This window comes from Adlercreutzia caecimuris B7, from assembly GCF_000403355.2.
Lineage (GTDB): Bacteria > Actinomycetota > Coriobacteriia > Coriobacteriales > Eggerthellaceae > Adlercreutzia > Adlercreutzia caecimuris.
The window spans coordinates 2,518,877-2,544,489 of record NZ_KE159646.1; the positions used below are offsets into that span (position 1 = coordinate 2,518,877).

At 65.6% G+C, this 25,613-nt stretch carries 19 protein-coding genes; 16 read left to right on the forward strand and 3 right to left on the reverse strand.

The window, feature by feature from the left end:
* Positions 1-35: 35 nt before the first annotated feature.
* A complete protein-coding gene (locus C811_RS16035; protein ID WP_016310332.1) occupies positions 36-881 on the reverse strand; it encodes an Rpn family recombination-promoting nuclease/putative transposase in 846 nt (281 codons plus the stop codon).
* 315 nt (positions 882-1,196) lie between these two features.
* Between C811_RS16035 and C811_RS16040 the strand changes: the two genes are divergently transcribed.
* The 6 genes from C811_RS16040 (at position 1,197) to C811_RS13995 (ending at position 8,575) form a co-directional block, all read left to right on the forward strand.
* A complete protein-coding gene (locus C811_RS16040) occupies positions 1,197-2,528 on the forward strand; it encodes a D-alanyl-D-alanine carboxypeptidase family protein (RefSeq protein ID WP_016310333.1) in 1,332 nt (443 codons plus the stop codon).
* A 15-nt stretch (positions 2,529-2,543) separates the two neighbouring features.
* Positions 2,544-3,467 carry a transglutaminase domain-containing protein gene (locus C811_RS16045; RefSeq protein ID WP_016310334.1) on the forward strand — a complete coding sequence of 308 codons (924 nt, stop codon included), beginning with the start codon at positions 2,544-2,546 and terminating at the stop codon, positions 3,465-3,467.
* Positions 3,468-3,498: 31 nt separating this feature from the next.
* Entirely contained in the window at positions 3,499-4,914 is a 1,416-nt protein-coding gene (locus tag C811_RS13980; RefSeq protein ID WP_016310335.1) for an MBOAT family O-acyltransferase, read from the forward strand.
* Between the two features lie 12 nt (positions 4,915-4,926).
* A complete protein-coding gene (locus C811_RS13985; RefSeq protein ID WP_016310336.1) occupies positions 4,927-6,438 on the forward strand; it encodes an alginate O-acetyltransferase AlgX-related protein in 1,512 nt (503 codons plus the stop codon).
* A 92-nt stretch (positions 6,439-6,530) separates the two neighbouring features.
* The gene (locus tag C811_RS16975) at positions 6,531-7,151 is read left to right on the forward strand and encodes a hypothetical protein (RefSeq protein ID WP_016310337.1); all 621 of its coding nucleotides are present in this window, start codon (positions 6,531-6,533) and stop codon (positions 7,149-7,151) included.
* 170 nt (positions 7,152-7,321) lie between these two features.
* Positions 7,322-8,575: a glycoside hydrolase family 3 N-terminal domain-containing protein gene (locus tag C811_RS13995; protein ID WP_016310338.1), complete on the forward strand. Its 1,254-nt coding sequence runs from the start codon at positions 7,322-7,324 to the stop codon at positions 8,573-8,575.
* Here C811_RS13995 and C811_RS14000 read toward each other — a convergent pair.
* The gene (locus C811_RS14000) at positions 8,572-9,963 is read right to left on the reverse strand and encodes a Tat pathway signal protein (RefSeq protein WP_244874329.1); all 1,392 of its coding nucleotides are present in this window, start codon (positions 9,961-9,963) and stop codon (positions 8,572-8,574) included. The genes C811_RS13995 and C811_RS14000 overlap by 4 nt on opposite strands.
* A 335-nt stretch (positions 9,964-10,298) precedes the next feature.
* Here C811_RS14000 and C811_RS14005 point away from each other — a divergent pair, with 335 nt between their 5' ends.
* From C811_RS14005 to C811_RS14025, 5 genes are all read left to right on the forward strand, one after another.
* Positions 10,299-11,003 carry a response regulator transcription factor gene (locus C811_RS14005; protein ID WP_016310340.1) on the forward strand — a complete coding sequence of 235 codons (705 nt, stop codon included), beginning with the start codon at positions 10,299-10,301 and terminating at the stop codon, positions 11,001-11,003.
* A gap of 110 nt (positions 11,004-11,113) precedes the next feature.
* Entirely contained in the window at positions 11,114-12,697 is a 1,584-nt protein-coding gene (locus C811_RS14010) for an ATP-binding protein (RefSeq protein WP_016310341.1), read from the forward strand.
* Between the two features lie 713 nt (positions 12,698-13,410).
* Entirely contained in the window at positions 13,411-14,292 is an 882-nt protein-coding gene (locus tag C811_RS14015) for a phosphoribosylaminoimidazolesuccinocarboxamide synthase (protein ID WP_016310343.1), read from the forward strand.
* Positions 14,293-14,304: 12 nt separating this feature from the next.
* Positions 14,305-15,054, forward strand: a complete 750-nt coding sequence (locus C811_RS14020) for a hypothetical protein (protein ID WP_016310344.1) — start codon at positions 14,305-14,307, stop codon at positions 15,052-15,054.
* Positions 15,055-15,165: 111 nt separating this feature from the next.
* Entirely contained in the window at positions 15,166-18,984 is a 3,819-nt protein-coding gene (locus C811_RS14025) for a phosphoribosylformylglycinamidine synthase (RefSeq protein WP_016310345.1), read from the forward strand.
* 449 nt (positions 18,985-19,433) lie between these two features.
* Here C811_RS14025 and murB read toward each other — a convergent pair whose 3' ends face one another.
* A complete protein-coding gene (gene murB / locus C811_RS14030; protein ID WP_016310346.1) occupies positions 19,434-20,357 on the reverse strand; it encodes a UDP-N-acetylmuramate dehydrogenase in 924 nt (307 codons plus the stop codon).
* A gap of 123 nt (positions 20,358-20,480) precedes the next feature.
* Here murB and C811_RS17205 point away from each other — a divergent pair, with 123 nt between their 5' ends.
* The 5 genes from C811_RS17205 to C811_RS14045 all read left to right on the forward strand — a co-directional run bounded on the left by C811_RS17205 (position 20,481) and on the right by C811_RS14045 (position 25,613).
* The gene (locus C811_RS17205; protein ID WP_022926665.1) at positions 20,481-20,612 is read left to right on the forward strand and encodes a hypothetical protein; all 132 of its coding nucleotides are present in this window, start codon (positions 20,481-20,483) and stop codon (positions 20,610-20,612) included.
* 4 nt (positions 20,613-20,616) lie between these two features.
* Positions 20,617-22,140 carry a TrkH family potassium uptake protein gene (locus tag C811_RS14035; protein ID WP_016310347.1) on the forward strand — a complete coding sequence of 508 codons (1,524 nt, stop codon included), beginning with the start codon at positions 20,617-20,619 and terminating at the stop codon, positions 22,138-22,140.
* Positions 22,141-22,157: 17 nt separating this feature from the next.
* On the forward strand, positions 22,158-23,027 hold the full coding sequence (locus tag C811_RS16050) for a hypothetical protein (RefSeq protein WP_022926666.1): 870 nt from the start codon (positions 22,158-22,160) through the stop codon (positions 23,025-23,027).
* On the forward strand, positions 23,027-24,082 hold the full coding sequence (rsgA, locus tag C811_RS14040) for a ribosome small subunit-dependent GTPase A (protein ID WP_016310349.1): 1,056 nt from the start codon (positions 23,027-23,029) through the stop codon (positions 24,080-24,082). The genes C811_RS16050 and rsgA overlap by 1 nt, the downstream gene beginning before the upstream one ends.
* Before the next feature lie 97 nt (positions 24,083-24,179).
* Entirely contained in the window at positions 24,180-25,613 is a 1,434-nt protein-coding gene (locus tag C811_RS14045; RefSeq protein ID WP_016310350.1) for a glycosyltransferase family 2 protein, read from the forward strand.

Sequence of the window (25,613 nt, forward strand, 5' to 3'; positions counted from 1 at the left end):
GGCTGTCGTTTTAGGACGTTGTACCGATGGCGGGCCTATAGCCCATATTCGTTGAGGAGGCGCGCCCGAATGCCGGCGTCGGTTGCTGCCCGTCGGGCGTCCTCGGTTCGACCCTCGGCGAAGAGCCGCTCCATGAGCGCCGCCATGGCGGCCTCGCCCTCCGACCGTCCCTCGGCAAGGCCTTCCGACCGACCCTCGGCAAGGCCTTTTGACCGCCCGTCCTCGTAGCTGATGCGGGCCTGGATGCGGGCGTCGTCCTCCACGGTGAGAAATGGCATCATGCTCTCCTTCCACCTCGCATTGGCGTTGGCCTCGGCCATTTCGCTCTCGATTAAGTCGATGAGTTCGTCGTTTCCTGGAGCGCGGCCAGTGTCCACAAATGCGAGTAAATCGCGTAGTGGGCCTGCGGCAACTTCACGCCATCGACTCGCGTCAAGGATAACCCATCGGAAGCCATGCCTGCAATCGAAATCCAGCGCTTCGCGACAGCAGATGTCCAGCGTGCTGATAGGGAGCTTCGTTCCGAGGAAGTCTCCCGTGCAAATGAAGGCCACATAGGTCTCTGGTAAGAGGTCGTAGTCTCTTCCTTTGCCGAGGGCAGTCACATCGAGCGATGCCTGGTAATAACGCAGTCGTCGCGCTAGGCGTCCTTGCTGGTAGGTTTGCACCTCAACATCGTAGGTGCGCCCGTCGGCCGCCATCATCGCATCCAGTCGCACGCCGTGGCTCCCCAAGCGTGGCTCGATGGACTGCTCGGTAACGATGTTCTCCACTTCTGTCACCTTCAGGCCCAGCACCCGCTCGACCACCCCTTTGCAGATCTCCTCGTTGCCCATAAGGTGCTGGAACATCGGGCCGTCGGTGAATGTCAGATCGCGCATCTCCACGGTTGCCTCCCCTGCCTCGCGTTTCGGCCAGCATACCTCCGCAGAACCGTCGAACGATCCCCGCGCTGTCCCGAAACGAGCCGTCCGTCAGCCGCCTCGGAGCCGTTTCAAAACCGTCCCGAAACCGTACAACGGCCGATGCCGGGTTAGCTCAGGGAGTCGCAAGAAGGCGAGGGGCTGCACGAGGGAAGCTCTTCTTTCCCAGGCGAACTCCGGTTTCGGATAAATATGGAATCTGGCATTGTTCTCGCAGGTCAAATGTGGTTACAATAGGCCTATCAGAGAGAGTGAATGATTGGGGAATCATCCATGGATAGAACTGTCTCCGCGCTGATGCGGCGCGGCGTGGCATTTGCACTGTCTGCGGTGCTGGCGGCCGGGGCTCTGGGAGCGCCGGCCGCATTCGCCTACGCTGCCGAGGGCAACGCCGCCGATACGCCGGCGACGGGTACGCCTGCTCTCGACGCGCCCGCACCGGAAGCGCCCGCACCCGACGCGCCGTCCGCCGATGGCGATGCGACCGTCGATGGTTCTGGCGGAGGTGCTGCCAGCAACTCGCCGTCGGCTGACGATGTTCCGGCGAAGCCCGCCGCCAAGGTTGCCACGAAGGTGTCGGGGCTGAACCGGACTATCTCGAAGAAGCCGTCCGACACCATTAAAGACACCATCAAGGTGTCTCCGGCCGGCAAGCGCACAGTGCAGCTGCAGCTGTACAACGGCGCCGCGAAGAAATGGAAGACCCGCGCCACCTTCACGACCAACAGGGCGGGGAAGGTCACGCTGAAGTACCCCGCCGACTGGAAAAAGAAGAACACCACGAAATGGCGCGTGGTGGTAAAGGCCACCGATACCGCCAAGAAGTACGTGAGCAAAACGGTGCAGGTGACCACCTACAACCGCTCCACGGTGAAGCTGAAGGCCAAGAGCGCCGTTATCATGGAGGCATCCACCGGCCAGGTGTTCTACGCCAAAGCCCCCGACACGAAGCGCCAAAACGCCAGCACCACCAAGATGATGACGGCGCTTCTGGCGCTCGAGCGCAACAAGCTGAGCGCCCCGGTGGCCATCACCAAGCAGGCGGCCACCACTGACTACTCCAACCTGGGCGCAAGGGCCATTGGCGACGTGACCACGGTGAAGAACCTGCTGTACATGACGCTTCTGCCCTCCGACAACGGGGCTGCCGAGGCCCTGGCTATCCACACGGCCGGCAGCGAGAAGGCATTTGTGGCGCTCATGAACGCGCGGGCCAAGGAACTCGGCTGCACGCACACCTCGTTCAAGAGCCCCCATGGCCTTACCCGGAAAGGCCACGGCTCCTCGGCGCGCGACCTGGCGAAAATCGCCCGGGTGGCGCTGAAGAACCGCACCTTCGCCAAAATCGTGAACACCAAGTCGTACCGCTTCACCACGAGCCGGGGCAACAGCTACACGATGAAGACCACCAACAAGCTGCTCGGCAAGACGGCGGGTGTCCGCGGCGTGAAGACCGGCTACACCGACGCCGCCGGCCACTGTTTCGTGGGCGCCTTCAAGTACAAGGGCAAGGCCTACCTGACCGTTGTGCTCGGCTCGCCTTCGAGCGATCAGCGCTGGAGCGATACGAAGGCGCTGCTAAAATACGTGAAGAAGTACTTCTAGGAGAAGGGAAGACGTGTGAAGAACCTGAAGGCCCGCAAGGGAATGGCCGCGCTGGTGACTATCGCCTTGGTCGGATCGACGATGGCCCTCGCGCCGTCCGCAGCGTACGCTGCGGACAAGGGGTCTGATCAGACCCCTAAGAACGCCTCTATGGCCAAAGTGCAGAAGGCAAAGACGAAGATTTCCAAGCTGAGCAGCGATCAGAAATCGATCACGGTCAAGTGGAAGAAGCTCAGCTCCTCGAAGGCCGACGGCTACCAGGTGCGCTACGCCGCCAACAGCACGTTCAAGAAGGCCAAGACCGTGAAAGTGAAGAAGGCCTCTACTGCCAAAGCCGTCCTAAAGAAGGGCGTGAAGCCCTTCACCACCTACTACGTGCAGGTGCGTGCTTACAAGAAGGTGGGCAAGAAGACCGTTTACAGCCAGTGGTCGGCTACCAAGACGGCCACCACGAAGGCCAAGGCCAACACGGGGGACAAGAAGCTCGATAAGAAGATCAACAGCATCCTGGATAAGAAAATCAAGAAGACCGGCGATGCGGGCTTGAAGAAGGCCTTCGACTATGTGGCCAAGCTGCCCTACGGTACCAAGGGCGCGACGAAGCCGAAGGGGAAGTGGGCTGTGACCGGCGCCAAGAAGATGATCGCCAACAAGGGCGGCAACTGCTACGAGTCGGCAGCGCTGTTCTGCCAGCTGGCGAAGGCCATGGGGTACAACGCCAAGGCTGTGGCCGGCAAAACCTCTGGTCGCCCTCACGGCTGGGTGGAGATCAAGGTGTCTGGCACGTGGTACGTATGCGATCCGAACAACACCACCACATTGCTGAAGAGCCCCAATTCCAAGATTGCCAAGCAGATCGTGGAGGAGAAGGGCTTGGCCCTGGACTCGTGCCTGTTCATGCAGCCTAAGTCCGACACGCTGTTCGTGTACAGCAAGTAGGCCCGCTCGACAGAATCGGACGGAGCTTCCCGTGGTCTTCAGTTCCCTCACATTTCTCTGCGTGTTTCTGCCTGTGGTGTTCCTGCTGGCCCTGGCCATCAGGAACATCCGGTGGCAGAACGTCATGCTCATGGTGGCGAGCTTGCTGTTCTACGCCTACGGCGAGCCGGCCTACGTGGTGCTCATGATCGTCATCTCGGTCATGTCCTACGTTTTCGGCCGTGCCATCGGGGCGACCGAGGTGCCCTCGCGGCGCAAGCTGTATGCGGGCATCGCCATTTTGGTGGCCCTTGCCTGCCTCGGCATCTTCAAGTACGGCGAGTGGTTCACCGGTATGCTCGGCCAGCTTATCGACGAGTCCATGGCCATCGCCGGCATCGCGCTGCCCGTGGGCATCTCGTTCTACACGTTCCAGGCCATCTCCTACATCATCGACGTGTACCGGCGCGATGTGCCGCCGCAGCGCAATCTGCTGCACGTGGTGCTCTACATCTCGTTCTTCCCGCAGCTCATCGCCGGCCCCATCATCCGCTACCACGATGTCGACCAGCAGCTGGCGCACCGCACCATCACTTGGGAAGGGGTGTCGGTGGGTCTTAAGCGCTTCATCGTGGGCCTGGCGAAGAAGGTGCTCATCGCCGACGTGCTGGCGGTGGCCGTCGACGCCATCTTCGGCGCCGAGCTGGGCGACGTGACGGCGCCGGCGGCGTGGCTCGCGGCGTTCGCCTACCTGCTGCAGATCTACTTCGACTTCAGCGCCTATTCCGATATGGCCATCGGCATTGCGCGCATGTTCGGTTTCACCTACTTGGAGAACTTCAACTACCCGTTCACGTCCACGTCCATCCAGGAGTTCTGGCGCAAGTGGCACATCTCGCTGTCCACGTGGTTCAGGGAGTATCTCTACATCCCGCTCGGCGGCAACCGCAAGGGCCGTCCGCGCACGGTGTTCAACAAGTTCATGATCTTCTTCTGCTGCGGCCTGTGGCACGGCGCGGCCTGGACGTTCGTGGTGTGGGGCCTCATCCACGGCTTCTTCCTGCTTTTGGAGGAGTACCTGCCCATTCGCAAGCTGCCCAAGCCCGTGGGCTGGGTGTACGCCATGCTCGTGGTCATGCTCGCCTTCGTGCTGTTCCGCGCCGACACCTTCGAGCAGGGACTGCACTTCCTCAGCCAGATGTTCGTCGGCTGGGGGCCGCTGACGAGCGATGCGCAGGTGCTGCTCATGGGGCAGCTCACGCCCCTGTTCCTGTTCACGCTCGTGCTCGGCGCCATCGGCTCGTTCCCGTGGCTGCCGAAGCTGAAGGAGCGCCTGGCAACGCTTTCCGTTCCCGCCCAGCGCCGCGCCGATGCCCTTGCCAGCGTAGCCTGCCTGGGGCTTTTGGTGTTATGCCTGGTCACGCTGGCCGGCGGTGCCTACAGTCCGTTCATTTACTTCAGGTTCTAGGGGGTGGCGAAGATGGCGAGAACCTACAACGACATCTCGAAGAGCCTGGACGCGTCGCCGCCGGTGCGCGCGGTGTTTTCGGTGCTCGTGTTCGCGGTGCTGCTACTTCCGCTCGTGGGCATGGCGTGGGCCCCGACCGAAGAGTCGGTGGAGAATCGCGAGCTGGCCTCGTGGCCGGCGCTCTTCGATGAGGGGTCGGGCCTGAATGCCGACATGCTGTCCCAGATGGGCGACTACTTCTCCGATCACTTCGCCTACCGGGTGCCCATGATTGATGCGGGCGCTCATCTGTACGCGGGGCTGTTCGGCGTGTCCACGGCCGACACCGTGGTGGCGGGCACCGACGGGTGGCTGTACTACGCCGGTACGCTGAACGATTACCAGAACCGCGCGCCCTTGCGCGAGGGCCAGCTGCGCAACATCGCCCACAACCTGCGCATGCTGCAGGACTACTGCGAGGAGCGCGAGGCCGCCTTCCTGTTCACCGTGGCCCCCGACAAGAACAGCCTGTACGGGGAGCACATGCCCTTCTACTATCCGGGTGTGGCCTCCGACGATATGGATCGTCTGGCCGCGGCGCTGGCCGAGGCCGGCGTGAACTACGTGGATGTGTGCGCGGCGCTGGCGGCCTCCGACGAGCGTCTGTACTTCCTGCGCGATTCCCACTGGACCGAGAAGGGTGCGCTTGCCGCCCACGACGCGCTTGCGGCGGCCGGCGGCTTCGCGACCGTCGGCATTACCGAGGCCGACTTGCGCGAGGTCGACGACTATACGGGCGATTTGGCCGCGATGCTCTATCCGCTCTCGCCCGACCCGGAGCCTAACTGGTACGCAGAGGGCGTCAACGACGGCACCGGTGATGCCGGTACGCTGCGCAGCGGGTCGAAGTGGCGCTTCACCGAGGGCACATCGGTGGAGGACTCCACGGTGGCAACCGAGCCGGCCGAGGGGGCCTTCGGCGAGACGGCTGCGGGAAACGGCGGCCTGCTCATGTTCCGCGATTCGTTCGGCAACAGCCTGATACCGTACCTGGCCTGCGAGTTCTCGTCGGCCACCTTCAGCAAGAAGCTCCCCTACAACGCCCTGCTCGTGGAAAGCGAGCAGCCGAGCACGGTCATCGTCGAGCGCGCCCAGCGCCACGTGGGCCTGTTCGCCGAGCAGGCCCCGCTCATGGTGTGCCCCTCGTTCGACTTCCCCGAGGACGCGACGCTGGAGGAAGGCGAGGGCACCACGACCTGCGAGACGTCCGAGAACGGCCCGCTTGCCTGCTTGCAAGGCGCGATCGACGGGATTCAGCTGGCAGCCGATGACGAGGTGGTCGTGCGCCTGACCGACGAGGAGGGGGCTGCGCTCACCTATCGGGCCTTTCTGCTCAGCGACGAGGAGACGGGAAGCGATCAGGGCTGGTGCGTGTACGCGAGCCGCGATCTGTGGGCCGATCAGGCCGTCATCGCCGAGGTGATCGTGCAAAACGAAGACCATGCGCATCTGCTGGGCACGTTCGACGTGGCCTTCGAGGCGTAGGAGATAGAAGGAGCGGCGCCTCGGCGCCCGGAGAGCGGGATCGCGCGGCGTGGTCCCGGCGGGGCTTTTGCCCCGAGAAAAGGAGAACAGCTATGAAGATGTCGAAGAGCGCAGCGGTGCTGGGTTTGAGCCTGTGTCTGGCCGTGGGCCTGCTGCCGGGTTGCGGCGGTGCGCCAGAGGCCGAGGGCAATGCCGATGCGCCGGCTCAGGCCGAGCAGAGCCAAAAGGACCAGGAGGCTGCCGAAAAGGTGGAGGCCGAGAAGAAGGCCGCCGACGAGAAGGCTGCCGCAGCGAAGGAGGCGGCCGAGAAAGAGGCGGCCGAGAAGAAGGCTGCGGAGGAGAAGGCCGCCAAGGAGGAGGCCGAGAAGAAAGCGGCAGAGGAGAAGGCTGCCAAGGAAGCCGCCGAGAAAAAGGCTGCCGAAGAGAAGGCTGCCGCCGAGGCGGCCGAGAAGGCTGCTGCCGAGGAGAAGGCGGCAAAGGCTCAGGCGCAAAAGTCGACGAAGAAGTCGTCGAGCTCCTCGACGAAGAAATCCGAGAAGAAGTCCTCTTCAAGCGAGAAGAAATCCGAGAAGAAGTCGGAGAAGAAGAGCGAGAAGAAATCCGAGAAAAAGACGGAGAAGAAGCCCGAGAAGACCGAGAAGCCCAAGAAGGACAACAAGGTCGATCAGGGCGATGATAGCTGCATCGATCCCGACGACCTGGTTCTGAAATAGAGCGAATCGGCCTGAATGGGAGCGGCTCGTCTCTCGGCCCTATCGGGCGTCCGTCGTCAGGGCGGGCGCCCGATTGTTTTCGTTGCCAAACGCCATATACTGCTTTATGCTGGTAAAACGCACCGTATTAAGGTGAATTTCCGCTGCACTCCCGCTGAAGGAGGCCCCCTATGAGTCTTTTGCCCGACGCTCTGACACGCCGCCGCTTTCTGTGGCTTTCGGCGCTCGCCGGCGGTACGCTCGTCTTGGGAGGCTGCTCTGACGAACCGCGCGAGCAGGCGCCTTCCTCTACGACGTTCGACGAGGAAGAGCCGGCTGCTGGCGAGGGCGCGGGCGGCAACGACGCCACCTCGGCGGAAAACGATGCCGAAGTGGTGCGCTCTCGCGTGGACGCCATGACCCTGGAGCAGAAGGTGGCCCAGCTGTTTGTGGTGGCGCCGGAGGCCCTGGTGGAAGACGTGGCCCAGGTAACGGCTGCCGGCGATATGACCCACGAGGGCGTGAAGTCCCATCCTGTGGGCGGCATCGTGTACTTCGCCCAGAACCTCATCGATCCCGATCAGACTACCGAGATGCTTGCTAACGTGAAGCACTTCTACTCGGAGGACGGCAACATCGCGCCGTTCCTGGCCGTCGACGAAGAGGGCGGCACGGTGGTGCGCATCGCCGACAACGAGGCCTTCGGCGTGCAGGACGTGGGCGATGCGAGCGCCCTGGGCACGGCGGGCGATCCCTCGGCGGCCAAGGCGGCGGCTGAGAAGATCGCCGACTACCTGAAGCCCCTCGGCTTCAACCTCGATTTCGCGCCCGTGGCCGATGTGGTGGACCCCGCCCGAAGCGACACCATGGGTCTGCGCTCGTTCTCCTCCGATCCGGCAGTGTGCGCCGATATGGTGCGTGCCGAGGTGGAGGGCTTCCTCGGCCAGGGCATGCTCTGCTGCGCGAAGCACTTCCCCGGCATTGGGGCGGCGGCAGGCGACTCCCATGACGATGCCATCACCATCGAGAAGACCATCGATGAGCTGCAGGAAACCGATCTGGTGCCCTTCAAGGCGGCTATCGAGGCCGGCGTCCCGCTCATCATGGTGGGGCATCTGAATCTGCCGAACATCATCAGCGACGGGGTGCCCGCGCCGATGAGCGCGGTGGTAGTGCAGGATCTTCTGCGCGATACCCTGGGGTATACCGGCGTCGTCGTTACCGATTCGCTTTCCATGGGGGCTATCACGAACTACTACACGCCGGCCGAGGCGGCTGTGGCGGCGCTCAAGGCGGGTTGCGACATTCCGCTTATGCCCGAGCGCTTCGGCGAGGCCTATCAAGGCGTGCTCGATGCGGTAGCCGCCGGCGATCTTACCGAGGAGCGCATCGACGAATCGGTCACGCGCATTCTGGCGGCCAAGCAGCGCACCATCGGGCTTTAGGCCTCTTCCCACACTTTCACCAGGCAGTATTTCTCCTGCTCGCCTCCGATGGGGGTGTAGTCGATATTGCTGAAGGACACGGCCCGCTTGCCCAGGTGGGTGGATGCCAGGAAATCGCCGTAGTCGTTGGCGCCGTTCTCGGCAGCCAGCGGGAATACGCGCCGACCGGCCAGGTCGATGGCGCACAGGTTCGTCTGCGAGCGGATCATGAGCCAGTTTCCGCACCAGCTCGGTGCTGAACGGGGCTCGCGGGCGAAATGGAACCAGGGCACCTGGCTGTAGGCCCGCGTGGCGGGGTTTACGGCCTCAATGGAAACCGAGTGCTGGGCGTCGGTGCTGGCGTTCTCGGTTTTCTCGTCGCTTGCCAGCGCGTTGGCTACAGGCTCGTAGGGCAGGTAGGTGCCCAGATTGGCAATGCCGTCGCCGTAGCTGTAGATGCCGTCGAAGACGAAGGTGAACCCGTTCGGCGCCCAGCTGCACTCCATAGGCTTCATGGACGAGGGCAGCACGCAGGCGTCGGTCACGGCGCCGGTGGTGCCGTCGATGCGGGTCATCTGGTAGTAGGTGCCGCTCGTGCGGGCGCGCGGCGTGGCGATAATGGCGTCGCCGCAGGAGGTGGGGGCGCAGGCCATGCGACCCTGGGACTCGTAGACCACCTCGGCCGCATCGGTGCCGAAGGCGGCGCGCTTGAGCAGCGAGTCTTCCACGCGGGCGTTGCCGTCCAGCTGGGGCAGGCGTTGCCAGTAACCGTAGTCGCCAGAGCAGGCCAGTGTGGGCATTTCCCAGTTGACGTCGCCCTCGTCAAGCAGTTTCGCCTCGCCGAGTCCCTTCTTGCTGCGCGCGGCGGCGTACACGCGCCACACGCCGTCCAGAATGTCGGCCTCAGTCCAGATGGCGCCTGCGGCGTTGGCCCGCACATCGTAAATCTCGAAGCCCTCTTCCTCGGCTATGGCGTGCTCGAGCACGGTGACGCACTTGCCCGACTTCAGGTTCAGAAGACCCATCTCCACGAGGGGCTTGCCCGTCTCGGTGGGAAGCAGGCAGGCGGCGATGTCGTCGTCGCAAGCCCAGACGAGCGAGCCATAGGGCAGCTTGATGGTGGTGTTCGCCACGACGGGGGCGTCGGCGTCCTTGACGCTCTCGAAGTCGTTCGAGCTGACAACGGAGGATTCGGGCACGCTTAAGGTGGCGGTTCCGTCGGAGTCGCGCGATTGGCTGGCTCCGTAGGCCGCCCCAGCGCCCATGAGGGCGAGCGCGGTTACGCCGGCTACGCCGTACAGGAAGTGGCGTCGGGTCAAGGTGAGCTCGCGGCCGCCGGGCAGGGTGATTTCCCGGGCCGGCACCTCCGCGGCGCGACGATGCGGAGCCGCTCCCTTGCGCACGCGCACGGTTCGGCCCGAAGGGGCGGAATCGTGGGAGCGGGACGGCCGGGAAGCGCCTCGGGCGGCGCGGGGGGTATGGGATGAAGCACGGGCCGAGGCGTTTTTCTGGGCGCCGGCGGCGCGGGGGGCCGTGGGCCGCGTGCGGGGGGTTCTTCTCTGTGGCATGGGTGTATTGTGTCATTTCCCATACACATCGGCGACCGTTCGGCGCTAAACGCTACAATAAACGCAAACACGACCGCCGGGCTGATATATACCGAGGCAGCGAAATAATCGCAGGTCAAGGCTCATTTCAGCTTGGGTACCCGCAGTTGCAACCAGCGAGCCGCAAGGAGTATCTCATGAGCAACGAAACACGACGCATTCTGCTCGTCGAGGACGAGAAGGCCATTCGCGATGCGGTGACCGCCTATCTGGAGCGCGAGAATTACTGGGTGACCGCCGTCGGCGACGGCCAGGACGCCCTGGAAGAGTTTCAGAAGCACCACTTCGATCTGGTGATCCTCGACCTGATGCTGCCCCGCGTGCCCGGCGAGCGCGTCTGCCGCGTCATTCGCGACACGTCGGACGTGCCCATTATCATGCTCACCGCCAAGGGCGAGGTGGAGGACCGCATCATCGGCCTGGAGCTCGGTGCCGACGACTACCTGGTGAAGCCCTTCAGCCCCCGCGAGCTGGTGGCCCGCGCCCGCGCCCTGCTGCGCCGCGTGCACGCCGATTCCGAGCCCCAGCGCGAGGTACTCGAGTTCGGCGAGCTGACCATCGACGTGTCGGGCCACAAGGTGCTTGTCTCCGGCGAGGAGATCGACCTCACGGCCAGCGAGTTCAAGCTGCTCACCACGCTGTCGCGCTACCCGGGCCGCGTGTACTCGCGCATGGAGCTGGTGGAGAAGGTGCTCGGCTACGACTTCGAGGGCTACGAGCGCACTATCGACTCCCACGTGAAGAACCTCCGCGCCAAGATCGGCGACAATCCCCGCAGCCCGAAGTGGCTCCACACCGTCCATGGGGTGGGCTACCGCTTCGAGGATCCCACCAAGCAGTAGCCGCCCGGGAGCCGACCGCGATCGGGAGACCGAGGGTTGCGGGAGGTCCGGCTGTTCCGTCCGATCCCGTCGTCCGCGGCGCCTGCGCCCGGCCGGTTTGAAGGAGTCCTATGACTGAAGCGGAAGACAAGCCGCGCATTCTGGAAACTGCTGAAGAGGTCGCCCCGCCGGCGGCCTCTTCGCCGTCTCGGGCGCGCAAAACGAAGAAGCGCCAGCACCTGCGCTGGTCCGATTTCTCCTACACTACGCGAGTGACCCTGGCTTTTGCCCTTATCGCTGCTATGACGGCGCTCGTGGCCATTGGCGTGGTCTCCTTTGTGTGGGAGCAGCATTTCCGCACGTACACGGCCGACAATATGAAGACACTCTGCGAGACTACCGCTGATCGCATCGCGGTGCTGTACAAGAAGGTGGAGGAGGCCTCCGGCGACGAGAACGTAGATCCGCTGCGCAACGAGGAGGTGACCAAGCCCGCCGCGCAGGCCGCCGAAATCACGAGCGGCGTGGGCGTGAAGGTGGTCGATGCGCGCGGGGGCACGCCCTTCGATTCGTCGTGGGTGGTGGACGAGAACGACGGTGGCCACGAGCGGTCGCTGGAGCCGCCCGATGAGACCCAGGTGGCGCAGTCGCCCATCATGGTGGACGGCAAGAAGGTGGGCACCGTGCGTCTGTGGGTGTACGGGTCGGAGGCCCTTATGCGCCAGCCCGACCAGGAGTTCCGCGATAATTCCTACCAGGCCATGTTCATTGCCGCAGCCGTGGCCATCGTGCTGGCCTCCTGCATCGGCTTCCTCTTTGCTCGCAATCTCGTGGCCCCCATCAACCGCATCATGGGGGCGGCTCGGGCTATCGGCGACGGCGACCTGTCGGCTCGTACAGATCTGCGGGGCGAGGACGAGGTGGCCCGTCTCGGCGAGACCTTTGACGCCATGGCCGAGTCAGTGGAGAAGGACCGCGACCTGGAGCGGCGCCTCACCACCGACGTGGCCCACGAGCTGCGCACGCCGCTCATGGCCATCCAGGCCACAGTGGAGGCCATGGTCGATGGCGTCTATGAGGCCGACGAGGAGCGCCTCGTCACGGTGAACTCCGAGATCCAGCGCTTGTCACGCTTGGTGAACGCGCTCTTGAAGCTGTCTCGCCTGGAGAACCGCGCCGATCCCATGAAGGAGGAAGTGGTGAATGTGGGCGAGCTCATCGCCGGCATCATCGCCACCCACGAGATGTTCGTGTCCGATTCCGGCCTCACGCTCACCTATGACGCCCAGCCCGACGTCATGGTGGTGGGCGACGCCGACATGATCCGCCAGGCCACGGCCAACCTCATTTCCAACGCCGTGCGCTACACCCCCGAGGGCGGCCATATCACCGTCGCGGTGAAGAAGGGCGATATCATGGCATCCATTGCCGTGAAGGACACGGGTATCGGCCTGACCAAGGAAGAGGCCCGCATGGTGTTCTCCCGCTTCTGGAGGGCCGACGCCGGCCGCAACCGCGAGAGCGGCGGTTTGGGCGTGGGCCTGGCCGTGGTGAAGGAGATTGTCGATCGCCATGGCGGCTGGGTGCAGGTGGAAGGCGAGAAGGGCAGAGGTGCCTGCTTCACCATCCACATCCCGCTTTACGACGAGGGCGCCGAGAAGCACCGCGCCTTCGGCTCCGGCAAGAAGCGCACTCCCCATAAGAAGCAGCGCTAGGCCCGCAACGAGGAGGCGGCTCCGGCCATCCTATCCCTCCCATCCATCCCTCCTATCCTATCCCTCCCATCCCATTCTATTCGTCCCAACTGCCCCAACTGTCTCGTCCCAACTGCCCCGACTGTCCCGCAAGTGCCTGCATCCCTAGAATTTGCGGGGCAGCAAGGACGGCATCCAATGGTCCCCGCCACAGGTGCCCGGTTCGGTACGCGGAGCGAGAGGTGCATGTCGCAGATGCCCGGCTCGGCACCGGTGGCGAGAGGTGTATGTCGCAAGCGCCGGTTTGACACCTCGGCAGCACCAAACAGCCCCTTTGCGACATCGCCTTCGAAAAATCTGTCCGAGAAGGGCTCTTTGGTGCCTTTTTTCGCGTCGGGGTCGGCCTCTTTGGTATGGGATTTGAAGAAAACGCAGGTCAGAAAGTTTCTCTGGTGAATTATTCTGCTGCCTGAAGCACCAAACTCCCCCTCTGAGACGGAAAAACAAAAGCGAATGTCGGAGAGGGCCTGTTTGGTGCTTCTGCCGGCGTTCGCGTCCCGCCGTCGGCGGGGAAGCCGTCGGCAATATGGTTTCATGGCGTTCCTTTGATTGGTGGGTTGGCGCAGGCGGGAGACTCAGTGGTCAAGGACGCCCTTGTTTGTGCCATAATGGCGGAAGCGGAAAAATGGCGCTTGGGCGGGGCCCGGCGTGAGAGTCAAGGAGAAAGGGCATCCATGGCGGGAATCGACATCACTCCCGACGCGCAGGGCAAGGTGCGCGATCTGTACGATCTGGGCGACAGGCTGCTGCTGGTGGCCACCGACCGCATCTCGGCCTTCGACTACATCCTGGAAGACGAGATCCCCCATAAGGGCCAGGTGCTCACCCAGCTGTCGAAGTTCTGGTTCAACCTGCTCGACGGCGTGGTGGAAAACCACCTCATCTCCACCGACGTGGCCGACCTGCCCGAGCAGTTCCAGCCCTACGCCGACTACCTGCGCGGCCGCTTCATGCTGGTGCGCAAGGCCGACATGTTCCCCGCCGAGTGCATCGTGCGCGGCTATCTGGCCGGCAGCGGCCTGAAGGAGTACAACCGCGAGGGCACCGTGTGCGGCATCGCCTTGCCCGAGGGCCTCGTGAATTCCTCGAAGCTGCCCGAGCCCATCTTCACCCCCTCCACCAAGGCCGAGATCGGCGACCATGACGAGAACATCTCCTTCGAGCGTTTGGTGGAAATCCTCGGCGAGGAAGATGCCACGGCCCTGCGCGATCTGGCTTTGAAGGTGTACACCACGGCCGCCGACCACGCAGCCGCCCGGGGCGTCATCATCGCCGACACGAAGTTCGAGTTCGGCCGCCTGGGCGACACCATCATCCTGGCCGACGAGGTGCTCACCCCCGACTCGTCCCGCTTCTGGCCGGGCGACACCTACGAGGAGGGCGCCGACCAGCCCAGCTTCGACAAGCAGTTCGTGCGCGACTGGCTGACCGCGAACTGGGACAAGACCGGCAACCCGCCGCGCCTGCCCCAGGACATCATCGACGCCACGTCCGCCAAGTACATCCAGGCCTTCGAGACCATCACCGGCCAGAAATTCGACCCCGCGACTTTCTAGGAGTTCCATCGTATGTCCCAGCGTAACCCCATGAACGAGCGCTACACCTCCGAGGAGCGCACCGGTGTGACCCGTAAATCGGCCGCATCGGCCAAGCCGAAGTCGAAGGCCGCCGCGTCGGTCACCGTGAAGTCGGCGAAGAAGACTCCCGAGCAGCGAAAGGCCGCCGAGAAGGCCGCCCGCAAGGAGGCCGCCGCCAAGCAGCGCGAGGTGGAGCGCAAGTACTACAAGCCCGACACGCCCCGCTACAAGCGCCTGCGCGCCATCTGGTGGGTGATGCTCATCGCGGCTATCGGCTGCACCACCTTGAGTTTTGTGGGCCAGGGCGCTCTGCCGCAGTGGCTCAGCGTGACTACGCTCATCGCGGCCTACGTGTTCATCATCGGCGCTTTCGTGCTCGATTTCTGGAAGATCAAGAAGGAGCGCGTGGCCTACCAGGAGCGCATGCTGGCCTTGGAGGAGAAGAACGCCAAGGCCGAGAAGCAGGCGCGCCGCGTGCAGCAGGTCAAGCAGGCGAAGGCGAAGGGCTCCGGCAAGAATCAGAACCGCCACGCCGCGCCGAAGCAGGGGAGCGCCGAGGCGACCGACGATGCCGCCAGCGCCGGCGAGTCCGACGAGGCGCCCGCGAAGCCCCAGCGCCGAGGCCTGTTCGGCAGCGGCTTCCGCCTTTCCAACCGCGAGAAGATGCAGGCCGAGAAAAAGGCCGCCCGTGAAGCCAAGGCCGCCGCGAAGGGCGGCTCCGGCGCGTCCGACCAGCAGTAGCTTGCAAGGGGTGCCCACAGGCGCCCCTTTGCGCGTCCCGCCGGGCAGGGTGCGGGGCGCGCCTTGTCCGTCCCCGCTCGTTCACTGAAGAGAGAAGAGAGAGGCACATCCATGGTATCTCGCGTCTATGTTGAGAAGAAGCCCGGGTTCAACGGCGAGGCCCGCGCGCTGGCCGCCGAGCTGCGCGACATCGTGGGCATTCAGGGGCTCACGGCCGTGCGCCTGGTGAACCGCTACGACGTGGAGGGCATCGGCGAGGAGCTGTTCGCCGCCTGCGTGCCCACGGTGTTCTCCGAGCCGCAGTCCGACGTGGCCACTTTCGAGCTGCCCGAGGCCAACGGAGCCGCGGTGTTCGCCGTGGAATTTCTGCCCGGCCAGTTCGACCAGCGCGCCGATTCCGCGAGTGAGTGCATCCAGCTCATCAGCCAGGGGGAGCGCCCGCTGGTGCGCTCGGCGGTGGTGTACTACCTGGAGGGCGATCTGGACGAGGCCGCCGTGGAAGCCGTGAAGCGCTATGTCATCAACCCGGTGGAGGCCCGCGAGGCCTCGCTGGATACCCGCGACACCCTGGCCATGGCCTTCGAGCGTCCGGCCGACGTGGAGGTCATCGACGGCTTCACCGAGTTTTCCGACGACGAGCTGGCCACCTTCATCGCCGATCGCGGCCTGGCCATGGACTTGGCCGACATCCAGTTCTGCCGAGCCTACTTTGCCGAGGAGGGGCGCGACCCGTCCATCACCGAGATCAAGATGATCGACACCTACTGGTCGGATCACTGCCGCCACACCACCTTCGGCACCGTGCTCGATGAGGTGGCCATCGCCGACGCCAACGTGCAGGCTGCCTTCGACCGCTATCTGGAGCTGCGCCACGAGCTGGGCCGCGACGAGAAGCCGGTGTGCCTCATGGACATGGGCACCATCGGCGCGAAGTGGCTGAAGAAGCAGGGCATTCTCACCGGCCTCGACGAGTCCGAGGAGATCAACGCCTGCACCATCAAGTGCAAGGTGGATGTGGACGGCGTGGAAGAGGACTGGCTGTACCTGTTCAAGAACGAGACCCACAACCATCCCACTGAGATCGAGCCCTTCGGCGGCGCGGCCACCTGCGTGGGCGGGGCCATCCGCGACCCCTTGTCCGGCCGCTCCTACGTGTACCAGGCCATGCGCGTCACCGGTGCTGCCGACCCCACGGTGCCTGTGGCCGATACCATTCCCGGCAAGCTTCCGCAGCGCAAGCTCGTGACCACGGCGGCGGCGGGCTATTCTTCCTACGGCAACCAGATCGGCCTGGCCACGGGCCAGGTGCACGAGCTGTACCATCCCGGCTACGCCGCCAAGCGCATGGAAATCGGCGCCGTGGTGGGTGCCACCCCGGCCGACCACGTGCGCCGCGAGACGCCAGCGCCCGGTGATGTGGTGGTGCTCTTGGGCGGTCGCACGGGCCGCGATGGCATCGGCGGCGCCACGGGCTCTTCCAAGGCCCATTCCGTGGAATCGCTGGAAAGTTGCGGGGCCGAGGTGCAGAAGGGCAACGCGCCGGTGGAGCGCAAGATCCAGCGCCTGTTCCGCCGCGGCGATGCCTGCCGCATGATCAAGCGCTGCAACGATTTCGGCGCCGGCGGCGTGTCGGTGGCCATTGGCGAGTTGGCTGACGGCCTGGACATCAACCTGGATGCCGTGCCCAAGAAGTACGACGGTCTCGATGGCACCGAGCTGGCTATTTCCGAGTCCCAGGAGCGCATGGCCGTGGCCCTGGCCCCCGAGGATGTGGGTGCCTTCATCGCGCTTGCCCACGAGGAGAACCTGGAGGCCACGCCGGTGGCCGTGGTGACCGAGGAGCCGCGGGTGCGCATGCACTGGCGCGGCACCACCATCGTGGACGTGAGCCGCGACTTTCTGGCCAGCAACGGCGCACCGAAGCACGCCGCCGTGGCCGTGCCCGCTCCGGACGACGAGAGCTGTGCCGCCACCCCCTGCGACCGCGCCTTCGAAGCGGCGGCTAGCCTGACCGATCCGGTTGTGGAGGCTGCCGCTGCGGCCGATTCCCTGGAGGCGGGCTTGGCGGCGCTCATGGGCGACATCAACCACGCCTGCAACAAGGGTCTTGTGGAGCGCTTCGACTCCACCATTGGCGCTGGCACGGTGCTCATGCCCTTCGGCGGTTTCCGTCAGCTGACCCCGGCTCTGGCCATGGTGGCGAAGCTGCCGGTGCTGGGCGGGGCCACCACCACGGTGTCGGGCCTGTCCTGGGGCTTCAACCCCTACCTGTCGGCCTGGGACCCCTACGCGGGCGCCTACATGGCCGTGCTCGATTCGGTGGCGAAGCTCGTGGCCACCGGTTTCGAGCGGGCGAACATGTACCTTACCTTCCAGGAGTACTTCGAGAAGCTGCGCCAGGATCCGGAGCGCTGGGGCAAGCCCATGGCGGCCGTGCTCGGCGCCCTTATGGCCCAGGTCGATTTCGGCGTGGGCGCCATCGGCGGCAAGGACTCCATGTCCGGTTCCTTCGAGGATTTGGATGTGCCGCCGACGCTCGTGTCCTTCGCCACGGCCATCGGCAACATCGACCGGGTGACCTCGCCGGAGCTGAAGGCCGCCGGCGATAACCTGGTATGGATCTCCTGCCAGGACACCCTGGCCTCCAGCCTGTGCGCCACCTTTGATGCCATGGAGCACCTCATCGGCGCCGGCGTGGTGCGGGCCTGCGCGAGCAGCGGCGCGGCCGGTCTGGCCGAGACCCTCGTGAAGATGGCCGTGGGCAACGGTTTGGGCGTGGCGGTGGACGCGGCCGTGGGCACCGGCCAGCTCTTCGATCCGGCTTATGGCACCTTCGTGGTGGAGCTGACCGCCGGCGAGACGGCTCAGTCGGTGGTGACGCGCCTGGAGGACGCGGGCCTTGCCGCCAATGTGGACGTGGTGGCCCTGGGCGCGGTGACCGAGGCCTACGAGCTTTCCTGCGACGGTCAGGTGGCCGATCTGGCCCGGGTGCAGGAGGCCTGGGAAGGCGGCATCGAGGGCGTGTTCCCCTACCGCACCTCGGCCGACGAGGCAGCCGCTGCCGAGGAGGTGCCCGCCATCAGCTTCACGGCCAGCGCGCCGGCGGTGTTCCCCGGTCCGGCCGTGGCGCGCCCGCGCGTGGTCATCCCGGTGTTTCCCGGCAACAACTGCGAGTACGACTCCGCCGCCGCCTTCGAGCGCGCAGGCGCGGTGCCTACGGTGTACGTGGTGAACAACCTGACGCCCGAGGCCGTGGCTGAGTCCACCGCCGAGCTGGCGCGCCTCATCGGCGAGTCGCAGATCGTCATGATCCCCGGCGGCTTTTCCGGCGGCGACGAGCCCGACGGCTCGGCGAAGTTCATCACGGCATTCTTCCGCGCGCCCCAGGTGACCGAGGCCGTGCGCGATCTGCTGCAGCGCCGCGACGGGCTCATGCTCGGCATCTGCAACGGCTTCCAGGCCCTGGTGAAGCTGGGGCTCGTGCCCTTCGGCGACATCCGTCCCATGGACGCCGACTGTGCCACGCTCACCTTCAACGACATCGGGCGTCACCAGAGCACGCTCGTGCGCACCCGCGTGGCCAGCACGCTGTCGCCGTGGATGAGCCGCATGAACGTGGGCGACGTGCACACGGTGGCCATCAGCCACGGCGAGGGGCGCTTCGTGGCGCCGCAGCCGCTGCTGGATCAGATGATTGCCGGCGGCCAGGTGGCCACCCAGTACGTGGACGGGGCCGGCGTTCCCTCCATGGACCTGTCGGCTAACCCCAACGGAAGCGTGCTCGCTATCGAGGGCATCATGAGTCCCGACGGCCGCGTGCTCGGCAAGATGGGCCACACGGAGCGCTCGGGCGCGGGCCTGTACAAGAACGCCTTCGGCAACACCTACCAGCCGCTGTTCGAAGGCGGCGTGGACTACTTCCGCGGGTAGGGACGGCTAGAGCGCGGCCAGAACACGGCCAGAGCGACGGCTGGAACGAGCGTCATCAGCGCTATCAACCGAGAAGGGGCCACAAGGCCCCTTCTTCGTGTCCCGCCTCTTTTTCACGATCTGCCCGGGCGCATCGCACGTTTAAGGCAGAAATAAAAAGTACCTCTGAACAGGGAATATGCAAAGAGTTCCCTGTTCAGGGCCATGGCCCCAAATGCACGATGTGCACGGATCTCTGCTACAAATGCGCGATCTGCCCGGGCGCATCGTGCATTTGGGGCAGAAGGGCGGCAACTCTCGGTGCTGCTGAGTTGAGGCTCGCCCATGGGCGGGTCAGCGGGCTCGGACCTCTGCCCCTTCTGAAGCCGCCGTGCACGTGTGGGGACGGGTTCGGGCCTCTGCTCCCCCTGAAGCTGCAGTGCTTTCCGTGGGCTCGTTCGGCTTGCTCCCTACTCCCACAGGCGCACCTCGGGCTCTAGCTGCACGCCGCTCGCCTCGTGCACGCGGCGCTGCACCTCGGCGATGAGCGCGAGCACGTCGGCGGCGGTGGCACCCCCGGTGTTCACGACGAAGCCGGCGTGCTTCTCGGACACCTGGGCGCCCCCGACGGCGAGGCCCTGGCAGCCGGCCTCTTGGATGAGGGCGCCGGCGAAGTAACCCTCGGGGCGCTTGAAGGTGCTGCCGGCCGAGGGCATCTCCAAGGGCTGGCGGCTCTCTCGGCGCTCGCGCAGGTCGTCCATGCGTGCGCGAATGGCGGCGCCGTCGTCGGCGTGCAGCTGCAAGGTGGCACCGAGCACCACCCAGCCCTTCTCCATCATGCGGCTTCTGCGGTAGCCCCATGCGGCTTCGACGGCAGGCACGTCGGCGACAGACCAGCCCCCATCCCCGTCGGGCACCAGGCAGCGCACCTGCACGGCGACATCGGAGAACTGCCCCTCGTAGGCACCGGCGTTCATGATAGCGGCCCCTCCCACGGTGCCCGGAATGCCGCTGGCGAACTCGTAGCCGGCAAGGCTCGCCGCCAGCGCCGCCTCGGCCACCTCGGCATTCGTCGCCCCGGCCTGGGCCTGCACGAGGCCGCCCGGCAGCACTTCCACGGCGGCGAAGTTCTCGGCCAGCTTCAGCGTGACCCCGGCAAGACCCTCGTCGGGAGCCAGCACGTTGGACCCGAGCCCCAGCACGCGCCAAGGCGTAGCGGCAGCGCAGCAAGCCGCCACCACGGCGGCCACCTCGTCTTCGGAAGAGGGCTGCACGAGCCACTGGGCCGCGCCGCCGATGCGGAAGGTGGTGTGCTCGGCGAGGGGCTCGTCGGCGCGCACCTGCGCTTCTCCGACGATTTCGCGCAGTGCGGCGTCGAGGTCGGTGTAGTCCATGAGGCGTTCCTTCCATTCGTCGTGCCCGATGGGTAACTGTTGGTGACCCGTTTGGCCCATTGTACTAGAATACGCCCATGACTATTTCGCCCACATATCGTGCGGAAGCGGGGTGCTAGGCCCGTGGCCCGCAAGCATCCCGTCATCAAGCCCGCCTCGCCGGTGGCGGCCATCACGTTGGTGCTGCTGTCCATCATCAGCTTCATCATCGGGCTGTGGACGCTCATGGCGCTGACGCGAATCGTGCTGGGATAGCGCCATGTGGCAGCGATTCACCTTGTACGACCTGCGGGTCATCGGCCATTACCTGGGTACGCTCACCCTGTTCTTCGCCGTGCTCATGATAGCTCCCTTAGGCACCGCGCTTATCTTCCAGGAATGGGAGCCGGCGGCCCGCTACCTGGTGGCCATCGGCATCGCCATGGTGGGCGGCTGCTCCCTGCGGTTCCTGCGCATCGAGCCGGGGCGCCTCTCGCGGCGCCAGGCGCTGGCCGTCACCGGGTTCGCCTGGGTGGTGCTCGCGCTGTTCGCCTCCATCCCCCTGTACTTCTCGGGGCACTACGCCACCTACCTGGACGCCGTGTTCGACGGCGTGTCGGGCCTGACCACCACCGGCGCCTCGGTCATCGTCGATCTGGACCACCTCTCCTACGCCGACAACATGTTCCGCTTCGCCATCCACGCGCTCGGCGGCCTCGGCCTCATCGTGGTGGCGCTGTCCTTCGGGCTGTTCGGCCGCGGCGGGGGCGCGTCGCTGTTCTCCTCGGAGGGCCGCAGCGAGCACGTGGTGCCCAACGTGGTGCAGACCGCCCAGTTCATCGCCCGCATCACCCTGCTCATCGTGGCCGTGGCCACCCTCATCATCACGGCGCTGTGCCTGGGCCTCGGCATGGAGCCGGTCCGCGCGTTCCTCAACGCCCTGTGGGTGTCCATCTCCGGCTTCATGACCGGCGGCTTCGCGCCCATGCAGCTGTCCATCATGTACTACCACTCCTTCCCCTTGGAGTGCATCCTCATGGTGCTCATGATCCTGGGCTCCATCAGCTTCGTGCTCTACGCCGAGGTGTGGAAGGGCCGCGCCGGGGCCTTCTTCAAGGACTTGGAAACGAAGACCATGGTGCTGTGGATCGCCGTCATGGCCTTCGTGTTCACGGCCACGTTGTCGTCCTGGGCGCTATTCGACGACATGCTGACGCTGCTGCGCCGCGGCCTGTTCATGATCATCTCGGTGTTCACCACCACGGGCTTCCAGGTGGTTACCACCAACCAGATCACCACGGTGTTCTCCAACGGCGCCTTCCTCACCCTGGCCTTCGTCATGGCCGTGGGCGGCAGCTCCGGGTCTACCTCGGGCGGCATCAAGTTCTCGCGCATGGGCATCATCTTCAAGTCCATCGTGGCGAACGTGAAGGAGGCCCTGGCCCCCGATTCGGCCCGCGTGGTGGTGTCCTACAGCCATCTGGGGCGGCGCACGCTCACGCCGAACATCGTGAAAGAGGCCATGACGGTGTTCATCCTCTACGTCATCACCTATGTCGTCGGTGCCCTTGTGGGCATCGCCCACGGCGGCGAGGCCATTCCCGCCATCTTTGAGTCGGTGGCCATGACCTCTAACGGCGGCATTACCACGTCTCTGGCCCAACCGGGCATGCCGGCCACGCTGGAGCTGTTCTACATCTTGCAGATGTGGGCGGGCCGTCTCGAGTTCGTCACGCTGCTGGCGCTCATCGTGGAAGTGGGCGCCTCGCTCGTGCCCCGGGTGAAGCCGAGGTTGAACCCATGAGGGGGCCGCAGCGCCCAATGGCCGCCCTCGCGGCCGCCCTCGCCCTGCTGGTGGCCGTGGGCGGCATCGGCGTGGCTTGGGCCGACGATCCCATCAACCAGCTCGAGGACGTGACCACGAATCAGGACGTGCCCACCGACGAGACCGGTGTGGTAGATCCTTCGGCCAAGGACGACGGCTCCGATCCGAGCGGGACGGCCCCCACCGACGGCGTCGGCCCGGAAAGCCAGGGCAGCGCCGGTGCCGCTGACGGGCCTGCGGGCGTCGCGCCCCCGAAGGGCGAGGGGGATGATCCAGCCCAGAATGCCGATGGAGAGGCGTCTTCGGAAGGTACGCAAGGGGAGGAGGCGCCCATGCCGCCCCCGCTGCCCGACCCGGTCTTCGGAGGGGGCGTGAGCGAGAACAACCTGATGAACCCCCAGCAGAAGCCCGACAGCTCCTTCATTTACGACACCTCCATCGGGGCCCTGCAGGAGGCCGACTCCTACCTGAACAACCAGATCGTGCAGGTGACCGGCGAAGTGGTGGGGGATCGCATCAACGCCGAGTTCAATCCCGGTTTCTGCTGGATCGTGCTCCAGGGCAACGATAAGGGCCGCTCCGAGGTACCGGTGTTCATTGCCAAGGATGCCACCGACGGCATCGATACCTACGGCGCCTACGGGCGGCGGGGCACCATGCTGCAGATTCGCGGCATCTTCTACCTGTCCTGCCCCGAGCACCAGGGACTGACCGATCTGCACGCAGACACCGTGAGCGTGGTGGAGAAGGGCTCGGTTACCGAGCAGGTCTTCGATATCGGCGCCTTTTTGCCGGGGCTGGGCCTGGTGGTGCTGGGGACCATCATGATCCTCGTGTTCCACCGGATGAGAGAGGGGCAGCGCTAGTGGCCGAGGATTTGCGCAGCGAAGGCGGCGCCGAGGAGGGTGCCCTGCGTACCGGCGAGGTGGTGAAGCTCGATCGCGGCTACCCCCTCGTGCGCTTTCCCGACGGCGAGCGTTTGCGCTGCGAGCACGCCACGGCCCTCGTGAAGGGTCACGACCAGCGGGCCGTCATCGGGGACGTGGTCGCGGTGTCGGTGCCTGCGGCCCATGACAAGGGGGTCATCGAGGCCATCGCCCCCCGTACGCGGGAATTCGTGCGGAAGGACCCCACGGAGCGGGCCCTGCCCCAGGTGCTGGCCGCCAACTTCGAGCGGGTCATCGTGGCCCAGCCCGTGGGCGAGGTGAACCTGCGCCGGCTGGAGCGGGAGCTCGTGCTGGCCTTCGAGACCGGGGCCGCCGTCACCGTCGTGCTCACCAAGGGCGACCTGGCCGACGAGGCCGCAACGGCGGCGGTGCGCGAGGCCGTGGAGTCCCTGGCCGGGCCTGCGACCGAGGTGCTCGTGGTGTCCGAGGCCGACCCCGCCTCGGTGGAGGCCGTGCGGCGCCTGCTGGCTCCGGGCACCACCACGGTGCTCATCGGCCGGTCCGGTGTGGGGAAGTCGAGCCTGGTGAACATGCTCGTGGGCACCGAAGTACTGGAAGTGGGGGCCGTGCGCGAGGGCGACGGCAAGGGGCGCCACACCACGGTGAGCCGCGAGATCGTGGCCGTGCCCGGGGCCGGCCGCATCGTGGACATGCCCGGGGTGCGCGGCCTGGGCCTGTGGGATGCCGAGGCCGGCATCGAGGCGGCTTTCCCCGATGTGGAGTCCCTGGCTGAGGAGTGCCGCTTCCGCGACTGCACCCACCAGGGCGAACCCGGCTGCGCGGTGTGCGCGGCCGTGGCCGCCGGCGCGCTGCCCCGCACCCGCTACGATTCCTACCAGGCCCTGTGCCGGGAGGCTGCCGACGTGCGCGACCGCCGCGAGCAGGCCCGGCGCCTGAACAAGGATAAGGCGGCCTACTCGAAGCACTACCGCAAGAAGGGGGCCGGCCCCTCCCGCGGCGGTCGCCGTCGGTAAGATGTGCGTTGACGGACGGTTTTTTGCTCCAGGGCCGTAAGGGGTTACAATAGTGACGTTCGATGTAATCGAACCGAAGATATGCGAGAGGAATCCTATGAACCCCGTCGTCATCATCCCCACCTTCATCTACCCGCGCCGTCATCGCGGCGGCACCGATGTGGTGGCCACCTACGACCACCCCACGGCGCCCAACCAGCCCGGCGAGCTCGGCCGCTGCCTCGCATCCCTGGAGAAGGTGGAGGGCCTGGGGCTCGTCGTCATTCTCGTATCGGCCGATGTGTCCATCGAGGCCCAGGCCGCCGAGAAGGTCCAGGCCATCTGCAACGAGCACCCTGGCGTTACCACCCTGGTCATCGGAGCGGCGGAGATGGCCCTCATCGAGCAGCGCATGGCCCAACTCAACATCGAGCGCCTCTCCAAGGAGATCGGCCTGTCCGGCTACGGCGCCATTCGCAACCTCGGCCTGCTCGTGGCCAACGTGCTCGGCTTCGACGCCGTGGTCTTCCTTGACGACGACGAGGTGGTGGACGACCCTGAGTTCCTCACCAAGGCCATGTACGGCCTGGGGAAACTCACACGCCAGGGCGTGCCCATCGTGGCGAAGACCGGCTACTACCTCAACGACGAGGGCTCCTACCTCTCGAAGTGGGAGGACAAGTGGTACAACCGCTTCTGGCAGCAGGGGCGTTACTTCAACCAGTGGATCACCGCGGCCATGAAGGGCCCGCGCCTGTCCCGCTCCAACCACGTGTGCGGCGGCTGTCTGGCCGTGCACAAGGAGGCGTTCCGCCGCCTGGCCTTCGACCCCTGGATCACCCGCGGCGAGGATCTGGACTACATGCTGAACCTGCGCATGTACGGATCCGATATCTGGTTCGACAACCAGTGGGTGCTGCGCCATCTGCCGCCGGCCTCCAACAGCGAGGGCACTCGTTTCCGCCAGGATATCTTCCGCTGGCTCTACGAGTACCGCAAGCTGGAGTACAGCCGCGCCCTCATCGACCTGCAGCAGGTAAAGCCCGCCTCCCTGGAGCCCTACCCGGGGCCGTTCTTGGAATCGGGCCTGCGCAACCGCATCCGGCTCACGGCCTGGCTGCGCAGCTTCGCCTGCTCCGACAAGAAGGCCTATCGCCTGGCCGCCAAGGCTGCGACTGGAGCCGCCTCGGCCTACGCCGAGGCCCACTGCGCGAAGTACTTCGAGTTCCAGTACGTGTGGCCCGAGGCCATGGGCCGTATGGAATCTGACCAGATCCTGTCCAGCGCTCTTGTGCGCTCCAGCATGCTGCGGGTGGAAGCGGCCGCGGCCGATGCCGCCGAGCGGGCCGCCGTCCGTGCCGCTGCGAATGCTCCCGCCGGCGCGGCCCCTGCGGGCGCAGTTCCGGCCCCTGCGGCCGCCCCGGGCGCACCCGGGGCGCAGGCCGCGGCCGGAATGCCCGGTATCGGCGGCGTCCCCGCTGCTCCGGTCGTGCCCCGTCCCTCCATCGATGCGGGCATGACCACCCAGATTCGCCTCGATATGGAGGAATAG

Bases quoted from the DNA above. Each gene is read 5' to 3' on its own strand.
- C811_RS13995 (WP_016310338.1), top strand. From the start codon at position 7,322: ATGAGTCTTTTGCCCGACGCTCTGACACGCCGCCGCTTTCTGTGGCTT.
- C811_RS13985 (WP_016310336.1), top strand. From the start codon at position 4,927: ATGGCGAGAACCTACAACGACATCTCGAAGAGCCTGGACGCGTCGCCG.
- C811_RS14025 (WP_016310345.1), top strand. From the start codon at position 15,166: ATGGTATCTCGCGTCTATGTTGAGAAGAAGCCCGGGTTCAACGGCGAG.
- C811_RS16040 (WP_016310333.1), top strand. From the start codon at position 1,197: ATGGATAGAACTGTCTCCGCGCTGATGCGGCGCGGCGTGGCATTTGCA.
- C811_RS14005 (WP_016310340.1), top strand. From the start codon at position 10,299: ATGAGCAACGAAACACGACGCATTCTGCTCGTCGAGGACGAGAAGGCC.
- C811_RS16975 (WP_016310337.1), top strand. From the start codon at position 6,531: ATGAAGATGTCGAAGAGCGCAGCGGTGCTGGGTTTGAGCCTGTGTCTG.
- murB (WP_016310346.1), bottom strand. From the start codon at position 20,357: ATGGACTACACCGACCTCGACGCCGCACTGCGCGAAATCGTCGGAGAA.
- C811_RS16035 (WP_016310332.1), bottom strand. From the start codon at position 881: ATGCGCGATCTGACATTCACCGACGGCCCGATGTTCCAGCACCTTATG.
- C811_RS14035 (WP_016310347.1), top strand. From the start codon at position 20,617: ATGTGGCAGCGATTCACCTTGTACGACCTGCGGGTCATCGGCCATTAC.
- C811_RS14010 (WP_016310341.1), top strand. From the start codon at position 11,114: ATGACTGAAGCGGAAGACAAGCCGCGCATTCTGGAAACTGCTGAAGAG.
- C811_RS16050 (WP_022926666.1), top strand. From the start codon at position 22,158: ATGGCCGCCCTCGCGGCCGCCCTCGCCCTGCTGGTGGCCGTGGGCGGC.
- C811_RS14015 (WP_016310343.1), top strand. From the start codon at position 13,411: ATGGCGGGAATCGACATCACTCCCGACGCGCAGGGCAAGGTGCGCGAT.
- C811_RS14045 (WP_016310350.1), top strand. From the start codon at position 24,180: ATGAACCCCGTCGTCATCATCCCCACCTTCATCTACCCGCGCCGTCAT.
- C811_RS14020 (WP_016310344.1), top strand. From the start codon at position 14,305: ATGTCCCAGCGTAACCCCATGAACGAGCGCTACACCTCCGAGGAGCGC.